Genomic DNA, 17,162 nt, shown 5'->3' with positions numbered 1-17,162 from the left:
GGGGTTGCTGAGGGGCGAGCGGTCCCGACAGCAACCCGGTCATGACACCGCCGTCATCGTGCGGGAAGGCCCGGCACATCAGCGATCCCGCCCGAAACACCCTGTCGCGGTGCGGCGCGACATGTTCGCCGGCGACCGCACCCCGCCATTCGGAGCCAACTCGATAGACACCAGTTCACTATCAGTTCCGGCCCCGCCGTCGTATATGGGTCATCAGGGCCAATTTTGGGTAGACCGAGGTCTAGATCTCTCGTGGGCATCCAGATCCACCCGCATGGCGTGAGACAGCGCCGCCGCTTCGGCACGCGTGCTGACACCGAGTTTCGTCAGAAGACTGTGCACATGATTCTTGACCGTATGGACTGCGATGGACAGCTGCACCGCAATATCCTGGTTCGACAGGCCCAGTTCCAGCATCCCGAGGATCTGGGCCTCTCGGGTCGTGAGACCTGGTTCCTTCGGTGTCACTTGACTCTGCGAGGCCAGCACCGACAGCCGCCGGAGGAGGATTGCCGAGATCTTCGGTGGGCAGGAGACTTTGCCGGATGCGACATCCCTGACGAGCAGCAGCAGCTCTGCGAACGAATCGGTCCGCAGGTGGTACCCGGCCACTCCAGCTTCGGCGCAGGCGATGATGGCCGATTCGTCGTCTTCAGAGGTAGCCACAGCGATCACCGGTGCCTGGGGGTTCAGGCTCGTCGACGCCCGCAGGATCAGGTGAAGGTCCCGGGTTGCCATGTTCAGCAAGACGACGCTGGGCTGAACGCCTTCCAGGACGCTGATCAGAGACGGCAGGTCCCACGCCACACGGACATCGGGGATGCCATTGGCCCTGAGATTTGTCGCCAGCGCCTCCCGGAAGAGCGCGCAGTCATCGATGATCAGAAGACACACACCGGATGCGCCGACCATGTCGGCCCGAGCGTTCGACAGGTGCTCCTGCATAACGACATTGGACGGCTGCAGCACAGTCCGAGATCCGCCCGCGTGGCCGCGAACCGGTGAGCCCAGGTTCCGCCCATGGCGCGGCGAGTCGCCGGTCGGCCGCGCAGCCAGATCACCCAGGAGATCCGGCCTCTGACCGTGAGGGGCACGGCCGGCCCCACCAGCACCGATGATGTCGGCCTCGTTCCATCCCGATTCCGTCGCTTCAGCGTCCCCGCCCGGTTCCGGCACCTACCCACCCCGCTTTGACCGCACGCACCGAACCACACGAATGTCGTTGTTGCAAGCGAGCACGGCGAGACCTCTGCTGGTCAGCAAAATCTCCCACCCCCCGGACACCGGCCTGCCGGCGCGGTGTGCAACCCCCACACATCGGGGAGGGTCTCATCGCCCCTCCGCGAATGCGGTGTCCGCTGGAGCTAACTCATGTTGCATCGATCAACTATCAACCACGCTGCGGGTCAACGTATATGGACCGTTGGAGCGATTTTCAGTCCAGGTCCATGACTAGTTCCCGATTCCGCCACTTCCTACCGGAAGGACCGCGACACCGCCGCCGCCTCGGTCCGCGTGCTCACGCCGAGCTTGTTCAACACGCTGTGCACGTGATTCTTGACAGTGTGGAGCGTGATGCAGAGCCGGTCCGCGATGTCCCGGTTGGACAGCCCCATTTCGAGCATCTGCAGGATCTGCATCTCACGGGTGGTCAGGACCAGTTCCCTGGGCCCCGGATTCCGTTGAGCCGCCAGCGCCGAGAGTCGACTGAGCAGGATTGCGGAAACCCTCGGAGAGCAGGAAGACTCGCCCTCAACGACTTTCGAGATCAGACGCAGCAGTTGGTCGAGCGATTCATTGCGCAGGTGGTATCCAGCAACTCCGGCCTCGGCACAAGCGATGATATCGGTCTCGTCATCTTCGGAGATTCCGACCACGATCACCCGTGCGCCCGGGCAGGCCTCGCGCACAGCACGGAGCAAAGTAATGCTGTCGCGACTCACCATGCTAACCAAAACCACTTCGGGAGACGTCTCCGCCAACGCGTCGCGCATTGATGGCAGATCCCAGGCAACAGCGAGAGTGGACCCGCCCTCGCCCCCGAGAATCGTCGCAAGGTTCTCGCGTTGAAGCGTGCAGTCGTCGACGATCAGAATCGTTGCGCCACGAACTCCACCGACAATGTCGGATCCGTTGGCGCTCAGCTGTTTCGATTGCCCTAGCGCTATCGGCGGCGAGGCGGGTTGACCTTGCCGCTCCGCCGGATCACACATCGGCCGCAAGCCCGACAGCACCATTCCCGCTGCCGGATGCGTGGCGGCCGGCATTCGGACGCGGCCCGAGAGGGCCTGGCGCTGGTTTCGTCCCAGGTCACTTGCAAGGAGCAGAGAGTCGGCACGGAAAGTGCCCGTCAACGATCCCTCGGGCACTTTCCGGCCTCCGCCCGGCGCGGCGTCTGAGGGGATCGCACCGTGCCGAGGGTGTCCAGCGTTGTCGTCCGCTGTTCGTATCAGATGAGCCATTTCCCGCTCCACTCCATGTGTTGCCACTGCACACGGAGAGTTCAGAGATGCGGGAAAGCCGCTCCAGATGAAGAACGCTTGCGATCATGATTTGCGCGCCGATCCTCTACAGCGCCGTCAAACACCAATCGCAATCCCCACAGACCCCCTCTGAGCAAACCGCCCGATGGCACCGCCCCTGTGCCGCCGGCAACGAAAGCCCCGAAGCCCCCGAAGGCGGCACGCCACCAGTATGCTGATTTGCTAGATTCGCAGTCAAGCGTCAACTTTTGATTCCGCTGCGATTGGTTCCGGTTGCAAGCATCCGGTCACTATCGCTTCCTAGTTCCTTACAGCATACCGCCAGGTAGCGCCATTTTACGCCGCTGTACAGTGTCCATGCCATTTGACGATGGCGTTGACATTTACAATCTACGGATGCCGATCTCCGCGCCGGAATGTGAACCCGAAATGATGCCCGGAGCCTTCTGCGCAGAGGTTAAAATTTGCTGAATTCAGGCTCAGCCGAGGATGAGCCCCGACGTGGGCACTCCGGTACCCGCGGTGACCAACACGTGTTCCACGTCCGGCACCGGGTTGACCGAGGTTCCGCGCAGCTGCCGCACGCCCTCGGCGATCCCGTTCATGCCGTGGATGTAGGCCTCGCCGAGCTGACCGCCGTGGGTGTTGATGGGCAGCCGGCCACCGACCTCGATGGCCCCGTCGGCGATGTAGTCCTTCGCCTCGCCCTGCCCGCAGAAGCCGAGTTCCTCGAGCTGGATCAGCGTGAACGGAGTGAAATGGTCGTAGAGGATCGCGGTCTGGATGTCGGCGGGACTCAGACCTGACTGCTGCCACAGCTGCCTACCCACCAATCCCATTTCGGGCAGACCCAGTTCGGGCCGGTAGTAGCTGACCATCGAGTACTGATCCGGACTCGATCCCTGAGAAGCGGCCTCGATGATCGCCGGACGGTTCTTGAGATCCTTGGCGCGCTCCGGAGTCGTCACCACCAGGGCAACGCCGCCGTCGGTCTCCTGGCAGCAATCGAGTAGACGCAACGGTTCAGCAATCCACCGCGAATTCTGGTGATCGTCGATCGTGATCGGCTTGCCGTAGAAGTAGGCCTTCGGATTGTTGGCCGCGTGCTTGCGGTCGGCCACCGAGACCACACCAAAATCCCTGCTGGTGGCACCGGACAGATGCATGTACCGCTGCGCGATCATCGCGACTTGAGCTGCAGGCGTAGACAATCCGTGCGGGTAGGAGAATGAGTTGTCGACGCCGGTGGAATCGGCGTTCTCCACCAGCCGCATCTGCACCTGACCGAAGCGCATCCCTGACCGCTCGTTGAAGGCACGGTAGGCCACCACACATTCCGCGACTCCGGTCGCCACCGCGATCGCAGCCTGCTGGATCGTCGCGCAGGCTGCTCCGCCGCCGTGATGGATCTTGGAGAAGAACTTCAGCTCGCCGATCCCGGTGGCGCGAGCCACGGCGACCTCGGTGTTCGAATCCATGGTGAACGTCACCATGCCGTCGACGACTGCCGGGGCCAGTCCCGCATCGTCGAGCGCATCGAGCACCGCCTCGGACGCGAGCCGCAACTCACTTCTGCCGGAGTTCTTGGAGAAATCGGTGGCGCCGATACCGACGATCGCCGCCTTGCCGGACAGGCCGTCGCTCATGCGTTCTCCCCTCCGAAGACAAGTGTGGCGTCGGCGATGACGTGATCACCGAGGCTGTTACTCCCCGTGATCTTCAGAGACACGACGTCACCCTCGACCGCGGTCACCTCGCCGGTGAACGTCACGGTGTCGTAGGCATACCAGGGCACACCGAGACGCAACCCGATCGTCTTGATGACAGCGGTCGGGCCGGCCCAGTCGGTGATGAAACGCTGCACCAGACCGGTATCGGTGAGGATGTTGACGAAGATGTCCTTCGATCCCTTGGCCTGCGCCTTGTCCCGGTCGTGGTGCACATCCTGGTAATCGCGGGTGGCGATCGCCGTGGACACGATGAACGTCGGGTCACCATAGAGCTTGAGCTCGGGGAGCTTGGTTCCGACCTCTGCCACCGGTGCGCTCATTTCGCCGGCTCCCACGCATACAGGGTCCACGCCGGGCCGGAGTCTCCGTCGGGAAAGTCGATATACGTTGCGCTGACCGGCATCCCGATCTCGACGGTGGCGGGGTCCGCACCGCGAAGCTCGCCGAGCATCCGCACTCCTTCTTCGAGTTCGACCAGCGCGATGACAAACGGCAGTGTGCGGCCGGGGACCTTCGGGGCGTGGTGCACGACGAAGCTGAACACCGTTCCTTTGCCGCTGGCGACGACGTAGTCCGTCGATTCCGCCGGGTCCGCCCACAACGCCGGCACCGGCGGGTGTTGCAGTGTTCCGTCGTCACGCTTCTGGATGCGCAGTTCGTGGGCGTTCACGCCATCCCAGAAGAACTTGGTGTCCTTCGACGACGCGGGCCGCATCATCGATTCGGCGGTCAGATCCTCGGGGACCGCGGTGGTGGCCGCCTGGTCGCGGTCGGCGGGCCTGAACTTCATTATCCGCCAGAGCATTTCGGCTACCGGACTGTCTTCGTCATCGCCACAGTGCCATGTGATCTTCTGCGTGATGAAGAATCCCTCGCCAAGCGCGGTCCGCTTCGGGCCGATGACGTCGGTCAGTTCGGCGGCGACGCTCACCTCCTCGCCGGGGCGCAGATAACGGTGATAGGTCTGTTCACAGTTGGTGGCCACCACACCGACATAGCCTGCCTCGTCGAACAATTCGAGAATCTTGCCGAGTGGGTCATCATCAGGGCGAACACCACCGAGACCCATCATCGTCCACACCTGGATCATCGCCGGCGGGGCAACCACCCCGGGGTGACCGGCCGCCTTCGCGGCCGACTCGTCGACGTAGATGGGGTTCTTGTCACCCATCGCGTCCAGCCAGTGGTCGACCATCGGCTGGTTCACCGGGTGGCGACCTGTGCGCGGCTTGCTCTTCCCCTCGGCCTTGACCCGTTCGGCGGCGGCCTTGATGTCCTCGACGCCCATCATGCTGCTCTGTTCTTCGCGCAGGCGCTCATCACGATGCTCTGTTCTTCGCGCAGGCGCTCATCACCGCGGCACCCTGGGAACCTTGAGCCCCGCAGCGGCGATCATCTCCCGCATCACCTCGTTGACCCCTCCGCCGAACGTGATCACCAGGTTGCGCTTGGTCATCTTGTCCAACCAGTCCAGCAGCTCGCCGGTCTCCGGGTCGGCCGGGTTGCCGTACTTGCCGACGATCTCCTCGGCCAACCGGCCGACGTCCTGAATGCGTTCGGTGGAGAACACTTTGGTGGCCGCGGCGTCGGCGACCGCAATGGTCTCACCCGACGCAGCCACCTGCCAGTTCAGCAGCTCGTTGACCCGCCAGATCGCTTTGATCTGGCCCAGCAGCCGCTGCACGTCGGCGTTGTCGATCGGGGTGACACCGTCGGACCCCGGCTTGGACGCCCACTCACGGACCTGGTCGTAGATGCCCGCAACGCGACCGGCGGGACCCAGACCGACACGCTCGTGGTTGAGCTGGGTGGTGATGAGCTTCCACCCGCCGTTCTCCTCACCCACGACCATGTCGGCGGGAACCCGAACATCCTGGTAGTAGGACGCATTGGTGTGGTGGGCGCCGTCGGACAGGATGATCGGGGTCCAGGAGAAGCCGGGATCCTTGGTGTCGACGATCAGGATGGAGATGCCTTTGTGCTTGGCCGCGTCCGGGTCGGTGCGGCAGGCCAACCAGATGTAGTCGGCGTCGTGGGCGCCGGTGGTCCACATCTTCTGACCGTTGACGATGAACTCGTCGCCGTGGCGGACCGCTGTGGTGCGCAGCGCCGCGAGGTCGGTGCCGGCGTCGGGTTCGGAGTAGCCGATGGCGAAATGGATGTCGCCCGAGAGGATTCCGGGAAGGAACTTCTTCTTCTGCTCCTCGGTGCCGTAGACCTGCAGCGTGGGGCCCACGGTCTGCAGGGTGACCAACGGCAACGGGACGTCCGCCCGGTTCGCCTCGTTGACGAAGATCTGCTGTTCGATCGGCCCGAACCCCAGCCCGCCGTACTCCTTGGGCCAGCCGACCCCGAGCTTGCCGTCCGAGCCCATCCGCTTGATCACCGCGCGGTAGGCCTCGTTGTGCCGGTTCGACTCCATCGCCTCGGCCTCTTCGGGCGTGATGAGAGTCGTGAAGTACTGCCGCAGTTCGGCTTGCAGCTGCCGCTGCTCGGGTGTCAGTTCGATGTACATTTAATTCTCCCGTCGCTTCGCTCGCCCCATCACGCTTCCACCAGGTCGAGGCGGTGTGTCGGACCGCCGAGCAGCCGGGACAGATCTTTGATCGACGAGTAGTAACCATCCATCGGATAGGTGATGTCCATCCCCATGCCGCCGTGCAGATGGTGGCAGGTGCGCATGGCGGGCGGGCCCTGCGACGTCAGCCAGTAGCCGAGAATCGCCAAGTCGTCCTCGGCGTCAAGGCCTTCGGACAACCGCCATACGACCGAGTTGGCGACCAGAGAGATCGTCCGGGAGGCGATGTAGACCTCAGAGAGCTGGGCGGCGACCGTCTGGAACGTCGACAGCGGCCGGCCGAACTGTTCCCTGGTGGCGACGTAGTCCGCAGTCAGACGAAGGGCGCCGGCCACCAACCCGGAGGCGAAGGCACCGATGGCGGCCAACGCCACCTGGTTGGCCCGACGCGCGGTGGCGCCGTCGAGGACGTCGGCGTCGGCCACCGCCACATCGACGAACGACACCACGAACTCGTCGGAACCGTTCGACGCCGGTGTCTTGGTGACCGTCAGTCCGTCGGCATCGCCCGAGACCACCACCACGCCGCTGTCGGTGCTGACGATGACCCGGTCTGCTTGCCCCGCATAGCCGACCGCGATCTTCGTACCGTTGAGCTTTCCCGCTGCCAGGCGGACTCCGGGACGATCCGGCAGCGACGTGCCCGGTTCGTTCAGCGCGAAGGTCAGCACCGCCCCCTTCGCCACACCAGCGAGATGACGTTGCTGCTGTTCGTCGGACGCCAGATCGAGCAGCAACGCGGTGCCGCCGAGAGTGGCCAGCGCGGGACTGACCGTGCCATGCCTGCCGATCTCCGTCAGCGCGGTGGCGATCTCGGCCAGACCGAGGCCGTCACCTCCGAGGCTTTCGGGCACGGCCAGCGCGGTCACACCGCCGGCGACGAGGGCATCCCAGCTGTTGTCACGATCGAGCACGGACGTGACCACATCGGCGACTGCCTGCTGACCTTCATCGGGACTGAAATCCACCCGAATCCTCCTTGATCCTGGGAATTTTGAGCGTATGTCAGGCGCTGGCGCCGGTGTAATCGACCTGCCAGTGCTTGATCCCGTTGAGCCAACCCGAACGTAGCCGCTCGGGCTCGCCTACGGGTTTCAGATCGGGCATGTGGTCGGCGACCGCGTTGAAGATGAGGTTGATCGTCATCCGCGCCAGGTTGGCGCCGATGCAGAAGTGGGCACCGGTGCCGCCGAAGCCGACGTGCGGGTTGGGGTCGCGCAGGATGTTGAACTCGTGCGGATTGTCGAAGACGTCCTCGTCGAAGTTTGCCGACCGGTAGGACATCACCAGGCGCTGGCCCTTCTTGATCTGCACGCCCGCCAGTTCGGTGTCCTCGTTGGCGGTGCGCTGGAATGCCGAAACCGGTGTGGCCCAACGGATGATCTCGTCGGCCGTGGTGGACGGACGCTCCTTCTTGTAGAGCTCCCACTGATCCGGATTGTTCGCCAACGCGATCATTCCGTGGGTGATCGAGTTGCGCGTGGTCTCGTTGCCCGCCACGGCGAGCATGATCACGAAGAATCCGAATTCGTCGTCGGAGAGCTTCTCCCCGTCGACGTCGGCCTGGATGAGCGTGGTGACGATGTCGTCGGTGGGGTTCTTGCCCCGCTCGTCGGCCATCGCCATGGCATACATGATCAGTTCCATCGACGACTGCGCCGGATCGACGTCGGCGAACTCGGGATCCTCGCCGCCGGTCATCTCGTTGGACCAGCGGAACAACTTGTCCCGATCATCCTGCGGGACACCGAGCAGGCCGGCGATGGCCTGCAGCGGCAGTTCGCACGACACCTGCTCGACGAAGTCGCCGCTGCCCTCGGCGGCGGCCGTCTTCGCGATGTTCTGCGCGCGCTGGGCGAGCTCGTCCTCGAGCCGCCCGATGGCGCGGGGCGTGAACCCGCGGGAAATGATCTTGCGCAGCCGGGTGTGATGCGGCGCGTCCATGTTGAGCATGACGCTGCGCTGCAACTCGACCGACTCGCGCGTCATCTCCTTGGGCCAGGTCGGGATCGCGCCGTTCTGCCAGCTGGAGAAGACGTCGCTGCGACGCGAGACCTCCTTGACGTCGGCGTGCTTGGTGACGAGCCAGTAGCCGTGGTCTTCGAAGCCTCCGGCGCCACCAGGAATGTCCACCCAGTGGATCGGCTCGGACTTGCGCAGCTCCGCCAACTCCTCGACGGGCAGGCCGACGAGGTTGATGTCAGGATCGAGGAAGTCGAAGTCAGCCGGGATCATCGTGGTCGCCTTTCTGAAGAAGCATGGGCGCTCCTAATTGCAACGTGTTCTAGTCCCAGTAAAACATGCCTTCACTGCAGATCAAAGGTGTGGGAGCATCGCCGCTTGTCAGGCTTATGAAACGTGTTCTAGCCTGACGCAATGGGTAACCCTGTCATCGTTGAAGCCACTCGCAGCCCCATCGGTAAGCGAAAAGGATGGCTGTCCGGCCTGCACGCCACCGAGCTGCTCGGCGCCACCCAACGGGCGGTGGTCGAGAAATCGGGCATCGATCCCGGCCTGGTCGAACAGGTCATCGGCGGCTGTGTCACGCAGTTCGGCGAGCAGTCCAACAACATCACCCGGGTGGGCTGGCTGGTCGCCGGTCTGCCCGACCATGTCGGCGCGATGACGGTGGACTGCCAGTGCGGAAGCGGGCAGCAGGCGAACGGGTTGATCGCCGGCCTGATCGCTGCGGGCGCCATCGACGTCGGCATCGCCTGCGGCATCGAGGCGATGAGTCGTGTCGGCCTCGGAGCCAACGCCGGCCCGGATCGCAGCATCATTCGACCGGAGTCGTGGGACATCGACCTGCCCGACCAGTTCACCGCCGCCGAGCGGATCGCCAAGCGCCGGGGCATCACCCGCGAGGACATCGACCAGTTCGGCTTCGATTCCCAGCGCAAGGCCAAGCAGGCGTGGGCCGAGGGTCGCTTCGACCGCGAGATCAGCCCCATCGAGGCCCCTGTCCTCGACGAGAACAAGCAGCCGACCGCCGAACGCGCGTTCGTCACGCGCGATCAGGGTCTGCGCGACACCACGCTGGAAGGTCTGGCATCGCTGAAGCCGGTGATGGAGGGCGCCATCCACACCGCGGGCACGTCGTCGCAGATCTCCGACGGCGCCGCTGCGGTGCTGTGGATGGACGAGGACAAAGCAAAAGCGCTGGGGCTCACGCCCCGGGCCCGGATCGTCAGCCAGGCCCTCGTCGGCGCCGAGCCCTACTACCACCTCGACGGCCCGGTGCAGTCGACGGCAAAGGTGCTGGAGAAGGCTGGGATGAAGATCGGTGACATCGACATCACCGAGATCAACGAGGCCTTCGCGTCGGTCGTGCTGTCGTGGGCCCGGGTGCACGAGCCCGACATGGACACCGTGAACGTCAACGGTGGCGCCATCGCGCTCGGTCATCCCGTGGGCAGCACCGGCAGCAGGCTCATCACCACGGCGCTGCACGAGTTGGAGCGCACCGACAAGACGACCGCGCTGATCACCATGTGCGCCGGTGGCGCGCTGTCGACCGGCACCATCATCGAGCGGATCTAGTGGCCTCGCCGCAGACGATCACCGACGCCGACCGCATCGCGGCGGCCCAGGCCTACATCTCCGCGCTGGCCAGCCACGACGCCGACGGCGTGCCGTTTGCGCCCGGCTGCACCCGCGTCGAGGTCGGCCTCAAGACCGGCTTCTCGGGAGAGCACCTGCGCCGCAGCCTGAATCGCGGACCGCAGTACAAGGTCATCAAGGCAGTGACGACGCCGGAGTTCACCGTTGACGGCGACACCGTGCGGGCCCGCTTCGAGCTGTCGACCAAGCCGCGACTGGCGGGCCGCAGCGTGGGCGCGCGTATCGACGAGACGTTCCTGATTCCCGCCGACGACCCGTCCGGGCGCGCGCAGATCCACCACATCCGGGCGTCCATCCGCCCGTTCCTGGCCCGATAGGATCCCGTCATGACCAAGCCCCCGAAACCGCTGAGCCCCAAACAGGTCGAAGGACTCAACTCCAAGGCGGTCGGCGTCGGCATCAAGTGGATGTCGAAGTTCAACACCTGGGCGTTCAAAGCCACCGGAGGCCGTCTCGGCTCCAAGTGGCGCGGCGGGTCCAACCGTTTCAGCGCACCGCCGCCGGTCGGCATCTTGACCACCATCGGCCGCAAGTCCGGCGAACCGCGGGAGAGCCCGCTGCTGTTCCTGCGCGAAGGCGACCGGGTGGTGCTGGTCGCCTCGCAGGGCGGCCGAGCGACCAATCCCATGTGGTACTTGAACATTCAGGCCAATCCGCAGGTCACGTTCCAGATCAAGAACGAAGTGCTGAAGCTGATGGCCCGCGACGCGACCGATACCGAGCGGGACGAGTACTGGCCCCGACTCGACGCGATCTACCCGGACTTCGCCAACTACCGGACCTACACCGACCGCAAGATCCCGATCATCCTCTGCGATCCCGTCTGAAGTTCGGGCGCTCGACACAGGTGGGCGGCCGGGTCGTCGGATTAGGATTCGACCATGGCCAACTCCCGCCCCAAGTACATGGACACCGCCGTCGGCGACTTCCTCGTGAAGTGGGTATCGCGGCTCAACACGTTCTTCTACCGGCGAGGCAACGGAACAGGACTGGGAAGCACCATCGGTGGCATCCCGGTCGCGTTGCTGATCACCACCGGCCGCAAAACCGGCCAGCCGCGGACCAGCCCGCTGTACTACCTCAGAGACGGTGACACGGTGGTTTTCGCGGCGTCCAAGGGCGGCAGCGACAAGCACCCCATGTGGTACCTCAACCTCAGGGCCGACCCGAAGGTGAAAGTCCAGATCAAGGACGAGACGCTCGATCTCGTCGCGCGTGAGGCCACCGAGGACGAACGGAACCTTTACTGGCCCAGACTAGTTGCGATGTATCCGAGCTACGACGAATACCAGTCCTGGACGGAGCGCAAGATCCCACTCGTGATCTGCGAGCCGGCGTGACCGCCGCGGCGCGGGCGGATCTGCACTTCTACTTCGACCCCGTCTGCCCCTTCGCCTGGATGACCAGCAAGTGGGTACGCATGGTCGCCGGACAACGCGACTATCAGGTGGACTGGCGGTTCATCTCGTTGCGAATCCTCAACGCCCACATCGACTACGCCTCGCATTTCCCACCCGAGTACGAGGCCGGCCACACCGCAGGGCTCCGGCTGCTGCGGGTGGCCGCCCGGGTCCGCGCCGAACACGGTCGCGCTGCCGTCGGCCCGCTGTACGACGCGATCGGCACCCGCATCTTCGACACCAGCCGCGATGTGGACCCACTCTCGGCGTCGGACCAGGGCGCCCGGCAGGTGCTGGAACCGCTGCTCACCTCCGTAGGGCTCGCGCCCGACATGGCCGATGCGCTGGACGACGAATCGTTCGACGAACTCATCCGGGCCGAGACCGAGGAGGCGCTCGCGTTGACCGGACGCGACGTCGGTACCCCGATCCTGCACTTTCGGCCGCCGGACGGCACCGCGTTCTTCGGCCCCGTGATCAGCAGGCTGCCCAGCGAGGACGACGCCGTCACCCTGTGGGACCACGTCGTCGGTCTCGCATCGTTTCCCGGTTTCGCCGAGCTCAAGCGGTCACTGCGGGAACGTCCTCAGCTGGCCGGCTTCGGCGTCGATCCCGCGGACGTAGGCAGGGAAGAGGACTGGTACGGGGGCAGCCGTCGCACCAAGAAGTAGGCTTGCTGCCGCTGCTGGGCTCAGGCGCCGTACACCGGCACCGGCGGCCGCGCCTTGGCGAGCAGATCGGTGACGACCGGCCCGAGTTCGGCGGGGTCCCACCTGGCGCCCTTGTCGACCTCCGGGCCGTGCGCCCAGCCCTCGGCGACCCGGATCTTGCCGCCCTCGACCTCGAAGACCTTGCCGGTCACGTCACGGGATTCCACGCTGCCCAGCCAGACCACCAGCGGTGAGATGTTCTCCGGCGCCATCGCGTCGAACGCGGCGTCCTGGGTCGACATCATGTCGGCGAACACCGTCTCTGTCATCCGGGTGCGTGCCGACGGCGCGATCGCGTTGACGGCCACCCCGTAGCGGCCCATCTCGGCGGACGCCACCAACGTCAGGGCCGCGATGCCGGCCTTCGAGGCGCTGTAATTGGCCTGTCCGACGCTACCCTGAAGTCCCGCACCGGAACTGGTGTTGATGATGCGGGCGTCCACCGTCTGGCCCGCCTTGGACTGTGCGCGCCAGTAGGCTGCCGCATGCTTCATCGTGGCGAAGTGGCCCTTGAGGTGGACCGCGGTGACGGCGTCGAACTCCTCCTCGCTGGTGTTGGCGAACATCCGGTCGCGCACGATGCCGGCGTTGTTCACCAAGATGTCGAGGGAGCCGAAACTGTCGACCGCGGTCTGGATCAGACCTTCGGCCTGCGACCAGTCGGCCACGTTGGCGCCACTGGTGACGGCTTCGCCACCGGCGGCGACGATTTCGTCGACGACGCTCTGCGCGGCGCTACCACCACCGGCAGGCGATCCGTCCAGACCGACACCGATGTCGTTGACCACCACACGGGCGCCTTCCGCGGCGAACGCCAGGGCGTGAGCCCGGCCGATCCCGCCGCCGGCACCCGTCACGATGGCCACGCGGCCGTCGAGAAGTCCCATGATCCGTGGTCTCCTTGCTTGTCGATGCGTTACTTGATGTCTGCGGTGGTGGTCGAGAGGTAGTGCGGCGGTTCCCCGCCACCGTGCACCTCGAGTGAGGCGCCGCTGATGTATGCCGCCGCCGGCGAGGCGAGGAACGCAGTCGCCCAACCGATGTCAGCCGGCTTGGCGAGTCTGCCGAGCGGCACGTTCTTGGAGATCGCGGCGATGGAGTCGGCGTCACCGTAGAACAGCTCCGACTGTTCGGTCTCGACCATCCCCACCACCACCGAGTTGACCCGTACCTTCGGCGCCCACTCGACCGCGAGCGTGGCGGTCATGTTCTCTACGCCCGCCTTCGCCGCGCCGTAGGCCACGGTGCCCGGGGTGGGTCGCCGCCCGCTGACGCTGGTGATGTTGACGATCACCCCGCCGGAGTCCTGGGTCTGCATCACCGCATTCGCGTGCGTCGAGACCGACAGCGCGCCAAGCAGGTTGAGTTCGATGATCTTGGTGCTGAACTTGGCCGAGGCGTCGGCGGCCAGGACGTAGGGCGAACCACCCGCGTTGTTGATGACCACATCGAGGCGCCCGTGGTCCGCGACGATCGCTCCGACCAGTGTCTTGACCGACTCGTCGTCGCGAATGTCGCACGAGTGGAAGTCATAGGGCAGCCCTTCTACAGGGCGGCGCGCACACGTCACCACCGTCGCGCCCTGGTCGGCGAACACCTTGCTGATGCCTGCCCCGACACCGCGAACACCTCCGGTGACGAGCACGACCCGCCCGGTCAACGCTAAGCGGATGGCTTGAAGGTCACTGTCGACGGTGTCAGTCACTGTGCTAGCGTACCAAGCAAGTGCTTGCTTAGGTAGCCACCCCCAGGGTGTCAGCTCAGGAGTTCACATGACGATTGCGACCAAGACCGTGGAGCCGGGCATCGTCTCCGTCACCGTCGACTACCCACCCGTCAATGCGATCCCGTCGCGCGGATGGTTCGAACTCGGCGACGCCATCACCGCCGCGGGCCGTGATCACAGCACGCATGTGGTCATCCTTCGCGCCGAGGGACGCGGGTTCAACGCCGGCGTCGACATCAAGGAGATGCAGAACACCGAGGGCTTCGGTGCGCTCATCGACGCCAATCGCGGCTGCTTCCACGCCTTCCGGGCGGTCTACGAATGCGAAGTGCCGGTCGTGGCCGCGGTCAATGGTTTCTGCGTGGGCGGCGGCATCGGCCTCGTCGGCAACTCCGATGTCATCGTCGCCTCCGACGACGCGAAGTTCGGCCTCCCCGAGGTGGAGCGCGGCGCGTTGGGCGCTGCCACCCACCTGTCCCGCCTGGTGCCGCAGCACATGATGCGCCGGTTGTTCTTCACGGCGGCGACTGTGGATGCCGCGACGCTGCACCACTTCGGCTCCGTGCACGAGGTGGTCCCGCGCGCCGATCTGGATGAGGCTGCGCTGCGCGTCGCCCGCGACATCGCCTCCAAGGACACCCGGGTGATCCGCGCCGCGAAGGAGGCGTTGAACTTCATCGACGTCCAACCGGTCAACGCCCGGTACCGGATGGAACAGGGCTTCACGTTCGAGCTGAACCTGGCGGGTGTCTCCGATGAGCACCGTGACGCATTCGCGGGAACTGACAAGGGATCAAAATAGTATGGCAGACAAGAGAACAACTCTCGACGAGGCCGTATCGTCGATCGAGAGCGGTATGACGATCGGGCTCGGCGGCTGGGGTTCCCGGCGCAAGCCGATGGCGTTCGTGCGCGCCTTGCTGCGCACCGACGTCACCGATCTCACGGTGGTCACCTACGGGGGGCCCGACCTGGGTCTGCTGTGCTCGGCGGGCAAGGTCAAGCGCGTCTACTACGGCTTCGTGTCGTTGGACTCCCCGCCGTTCTACGACCCGTGGTTCGCCAAGGCCCGCACCTCGGGTGCCCTCGAGGCCCGCGAGATGGACGAGGGCATGCTGCGCTGCGGTTTACAGGCGGCGGCGCAGCGGTTGCCGTTCCTGCCGATTCGCGCCGGACTGGGTAGCGACGTCCGGGCGTTCTGGGGCGACGAGCTCAAGACCGTGCGTTCGCCCTACCCCACTGCAGCCATCCCCGGGTCGCTGCGCTCCTGCCCGCCGGAAGAGCGTTACGAGGAGCTGGTCGCGATGCCGGCGCTGAGGTTGGACGCGGCGTTTGTGCACATGAATCTCGGTGACGCCAGGGGCAACGCAGCCTACACCGGCATCGACCCCTACTTCGACGACCTGTTCCTGATGGCCGCCGAGAGGCGTTACCTGTCGGTGGAGAGGGTGGTTCCCACCGAAGAGCTGGTGAAATCGGTTCCGCCACAGGCACTGCTGATCAACCGCATGATGGTCGACACCGTGGTCGAGGCACCCAACGGTGCCCACTTCACCATGAACGAACCCGACTACCGGCGTGACGAGAAGTTCCAGCGTCACTACGCCGAGGCGGCCGGTTCCGACGACACGTGGGCCGCGTTCGTCGAGACCTACCTGTCCGGAAGCGAAGCCGACTACCAGGCGGCGGTGCGCACTTTCGCCGCAGAGCAAGCCGCCGCGAAGGAAGCTGCCAAATGATCTCTGTGACCCGCGCCGAGGTGTGCGCCATCGCCTGTGCCGAACTCTTCCGCGATGCGGGCGAGATCATGGTCAGCCCGATGACCACGATCGTCTCGATCGGGGCCCGCCTGGCACGGCTGACCTTCTCCCCCGACATCGTGTTGTCCGACGGCGAAGCCCGATTGATCGCCGACACCCCGGCCATCGGCGCCGCAGCCACGATGGAGGGCTGGATGCCGTTCGGCCGGGTCTTCGAAACGCTGGCCTGGGGCCGGCGCCATGTCGTCATGGGCGCCAACCAGATCGACCGCTACGGCAACCAGAACCTGTCGGCGTTCGGGCCGCTACAGCACCCGACCCGCCAGATGTTCGGGGTGCGGGGCGCCCCCGGCAACACCATCAACCACGCCACCAGCTACTGGGTCGGCAATCACTCCAAGCGGGTGTTCGGCGAGTCTGTCGACATCGTCTCGGGGATCGGTTGGGACAAGGTCCTTTTCAACAGCGACGGCAATCCCGAGAACCCCGCCTACCGCTTCGTCAACGTGTTCCGGGTGGTGACCAATCTCGGTGTCTTCGACTTCAACGGACCCGACCACCAGATGCGCGCGCTGTCGCTGCATCCCGGCGTCGAAGCCGACCAGGTCGCCGAGAACACCTCGTTCGAGGTCCACGGGCTGGACTCGGCGCAGACCAGTCGGCTGCCCTCGGGTGACGAGCAAAAGCTCCTCCGGGAGGTCATCGACCCGAAATCATTGCGCGACAAGGAAGTGAAGTGACTTCCCTCAAGACCCCGCTGACCGAACTCGTCGGCATCGAGCACCCCGTGGTCCAGACCGGCATGGGCTGGGTGGCCGGAGCGCGGCTGGTGGCCGCGACGTCCAATGCCGGGGGTCTGGGCATCCTGGCGTCGGCGACGATGACACTCGACGAACTCAGGACGGCGGTCGGCAAGGTCAAAGCCGCCACCGACAAGCCCTTCGGCATCAACATGCGTGCCGACGCCGGTGACGCCGATCAGCGCGTCGACCTCCTGATCAGCGAAGGAGTCAAAGTCGCCTCCTTCGCCCTGGCGCCCAAGCCGGAACTCATCGCCAAGCTCAAAGAGGCTGGTGTGGTGGTCATTCCGTCGGTCGGACTGGCCAAACATGCGAAGAAGGTCGCGGGCTGGGGCGCCGACGCCGTCATCGTGC

General features: G+C 65.2%; 18 protein-coding genes and 1 pseudogene. 9 read left to right on the top strand and 10 right to left on the bottom strand.

What is annotated here, in order from left to right:
- Positions 1-213: 213 nt before the first annotated feature.
- The 8 genes from WA965_RS07330 to WA965_RS07295 all read right to left on the bottom strand — a co-directional run bounded on the left by WA965_RS07330 (position 214) and on the right by WA965_RS07295 (position 9,026).
- The gene (locus WA965_RS07330) at positions 214-1,176 is read right to left on the bottom strand and encodes a LuxR C-terminal-related transcriptional regulator (protein ID WP_526302280.1); all 963 of its coding nucleotides are present in this window, start codon (positions 1,174-1,176) and stop codon (positions 214-216) included.
- A 299-nt stretch (positions 1,177-1,475) separates the two neighbouring features.
- Entirely contained in the window at positions 1,476-2,267 is a 792-nt protein-coding gene (locus tag WA965_RS07325; protein WP_526302278.1) for a response regulator transcription factor, read from the bottom strand.
- A 695-nt stretch (positions 2,268-2,962) separates the two neighbouring features.
- Positions 2,963-4,129 (bottom strand): 17-hydroxy-3-oxo-4-pregnene-20-carboxyl-CoA lyase, encoded by a 1,167-nt coding sequence (ltp2, locus tag WA965_RS07320; protein WP_526302276.1) that lies wholly within the window; start codon positions 4,127-4,129, stop codon positions 2,963-2,965.
- The gene (locus WA965_RS07315; protein WP_526302274.1) at positions 4,126-4,533 is read right to left on the bottom strand and encodes a MaoC family dehydratase; all 408 of its coding nucleotides are present in this window, start codon (positions 4,531-4,533) and stop codon (positions 4,126-4,128) included. Before WA965_RS07315 ends, ltp2 begins: the two co-directional genes overlap by 4 nt.
- Entirely contained in the window at positions 4,530-5,504 is a 975-nt protein-coding gene (locus WA965_RS07310) for an OB-fold domain-containing protein (protein ID WP_526302272.1), read from the bottom strand. The genes WA965_RS07315 and WA965_RS07310 overlap by 4 nt, the downstream gene beginning before the upstream one ends.
- 60 nt (positions 5,505-5,564) lie before the next feature.
- Entirely contained in the window at positions 5,565-6,728 is a 1,164-nt protein-coding gene (fadE29, locus tag WA965_RS07305) for an acyl-CoA dehydrogenase FadE29 (RefSeq protein ID WP_178361619.1), read from the bottom strand.
- Between the two features lie 29 nt (positions 6,729-6,757).
- The gene (locus tag WA965_RS07300) at positions 6,758-7,759 is read right to left on the bottom strand and encodes an acyl-CoA dehydrogenase family protein (RefSeq protein ID WP_526302270.1); all 1,002 of its coding nucleotides are present in this window, start codon (positions 7,757-7,759) and stop codon (positions 6,758-6,760) included.
- Positions 7,760-7,796: 37 nt separating this feature from the next.
- Positions 7,797-9,026, bottom strand: a complete 1,230-nt coding sequence (locus WA965_RS07295; RefSeq protein ID WP_526302268.1) for a cytochrome P450 — start codon at positions 9,024-9,026, stop codon at positions 7,797-7,799.
- 141 nt (positions 9,027-9,167) lie between these two features.
- Here WA965_RS07295 and WA965_RS07290 point away from each other — a divergent pair, with 141 nt between their 5' ends.
- The 5 genes from WA965_RS07290 to WA965_RS07270 are packed head-to-tail and all read left to right on the top strand — an operon-like array spanning position 9,168 to position 12,483.
- Complete coding sequence (locus WA965_RS07290) at positions 9,168-10,331, top strand: steroid 3-ketoacyl-CoA thiolase (protein WP_526302266.1); 1,164 nt, start codon at positions 9,168-9,170, stop codon at positions 10,329-10,331.
- The gene (locus WA965_RS07285) at positions 10,331-10,729 is read left to right on the top strand and encodes a DUF8021 domain-containing protein (protein WP_526302264.1); all 399 of its coding nucleotides are present in this window, start codon (positions 10,331-10,333) and stop codon (positions 10,727-10,729) included. Before WA965_RS07290 ends, WA965_RS07285 begins: the two co-directional genes overlap by 1 nt.
- 9 nt (positions 10,730-10,738) lie before the next feature.
- Positions 10,739-11,239, top strand: coding sequence for a nitroreductase family deazaflavin-dependent oxidoreductase (locus WA965_RS07280; RefSeq protein WP_526302262.1), 501 nt, complete (start codon positions 10,739-10,741; stop codon positions 11,237-11,239).
- Between the two features lie 54 nt (positions 11,240-11,293).
- Entirely contained in the window at positions 11,294-11,752 is a 459-nt protein-coding gene (locus tag WA965_RS07275) for a nitroreductase family deazaflavin-dependent oxidoreductase (RefSeq protein ID WP_526302260.1), read from the top strand.
- Between the two features lie 59 nt (positions 11,753-11,811).
- Positions 11,812-12,483 (top strand): mycothiol-dependent nitroreductase Rv2466c family protein, encoded by a 672-nt coding sequence (locus WA965_RS07270; RefSeq protein WP_526302292.1) that lies wholly within the window; start codon positions 11,812-11,814, stop codon positions 12,481-12,483.
- 20 nt (positions 12,484-12,503) lie between these two features.
- On the opposite strand, the gene WA965_RS07265 is transcribed toward WA965_RS07270, so the two are convergent.
- Both WA965_RS07265 and WA965_RS07260 read right to left on the bottom strand, forming a co-directional pair.
- Positions 12,504-13,409 carry an SDR family oxidoreductase gene (locus WA965_RS07265; protein ID WP_526302258.1) on the bottom strand — a complete coding sequence of 302 codons (906 nt, stop codon included), beginning with the start codon at positions 13,407-13,409 and terminating at the stop codon, positions 12,504-12,506.
- A 29-nt stretch (positions 13,410-13,438) separates the two neighbouring features.
- Positions 13,439-14,227, bottom strand: a complete 789-nt coding sequence (locus WA965_RS07260) for an SDR family oxidoreductase (RefSeq protein ID WP_526302256.1) — start codon at positions 14,225-14,227, stop codon at positions 13,439-13,441.
- Between the two features lie 67 nt (positions 14,228-14,294).
- On the opposite strand from WA965_RS07260, the gene echA20 reads away from it, so the two are divergent.
- The 4 genes and pseudogenes from echA20 to ipdC all read left to right on the top strand — a co-directional run.
- Positions 14,295-15,050, top strand: a complete 756-nt coding sequence (gene echA20, locus WA965_RS07255) for a (7aS)-7a-methyl-1,5-dioxo-2,3,5,6,7,7a-hexahydro-1H-indene-carboxyl-CoA hydrolase (protein ID WP_526302254.1) — start codon at positions 14,295-14,297, stop codon at positions 15,048-15,050.
- A 1-nt stretch (position 15,051) separates the two neighbouring features.
- Positions 15,052-15,987, top strand: coding sequence for a CoA transferase subunit A (locus tag WA965_RS07250; protein WP_526302252.1), 936 nt, complete (start codon positions 15,052-15,054; stop codon positions 15,985-15,987).
- Positions 15,984-16,748 carry a cholesterol ring-cleaving hydrolase subunit IpdB gene (ipdB, locus tag WA965_RS07245; RefSeq protein ID WP_526302250.1) on the top strand — a complete coding sequence of 255 codons (765 nt, stop codon included), beginning with the start codon at positions 15,984-15,986 and terminating at the stop codon, positions 16,746-16,748. Before WA965_RS07250 ends, ipdB begins: the two co-directional genes overlap by 4 nt.
- A pseudogene (gene ipdC, locus WA965_RS07240) lies at positions 16,745-17,162 on the top strand ((3aS,4S,5R,7aS)-5-hydroxy-7a-methyl-1-oxo-octahydro-1H-indene-4-carboxyl-CoA dehydrogenase); the annotation flags it as partial. The gene ipdB and the pseudogene ipdC, both read left to right, overlap by 4 nt.

Origin of the sequence: Mycobacterium sp., from assembly GCF_049683935.1 — a bacterium.
Taxonomy (GTDB): Bacteria; Actinomycetota; Actinomycetes; order Mycobacteriales; family Mycobacteriaceae; genus Mycobacterium.
The sequence above is the reverse complement of the archived record's forward strand: the minus strand, read 5'-3'. Positions and strand labels throughout refer to the sequence as shown.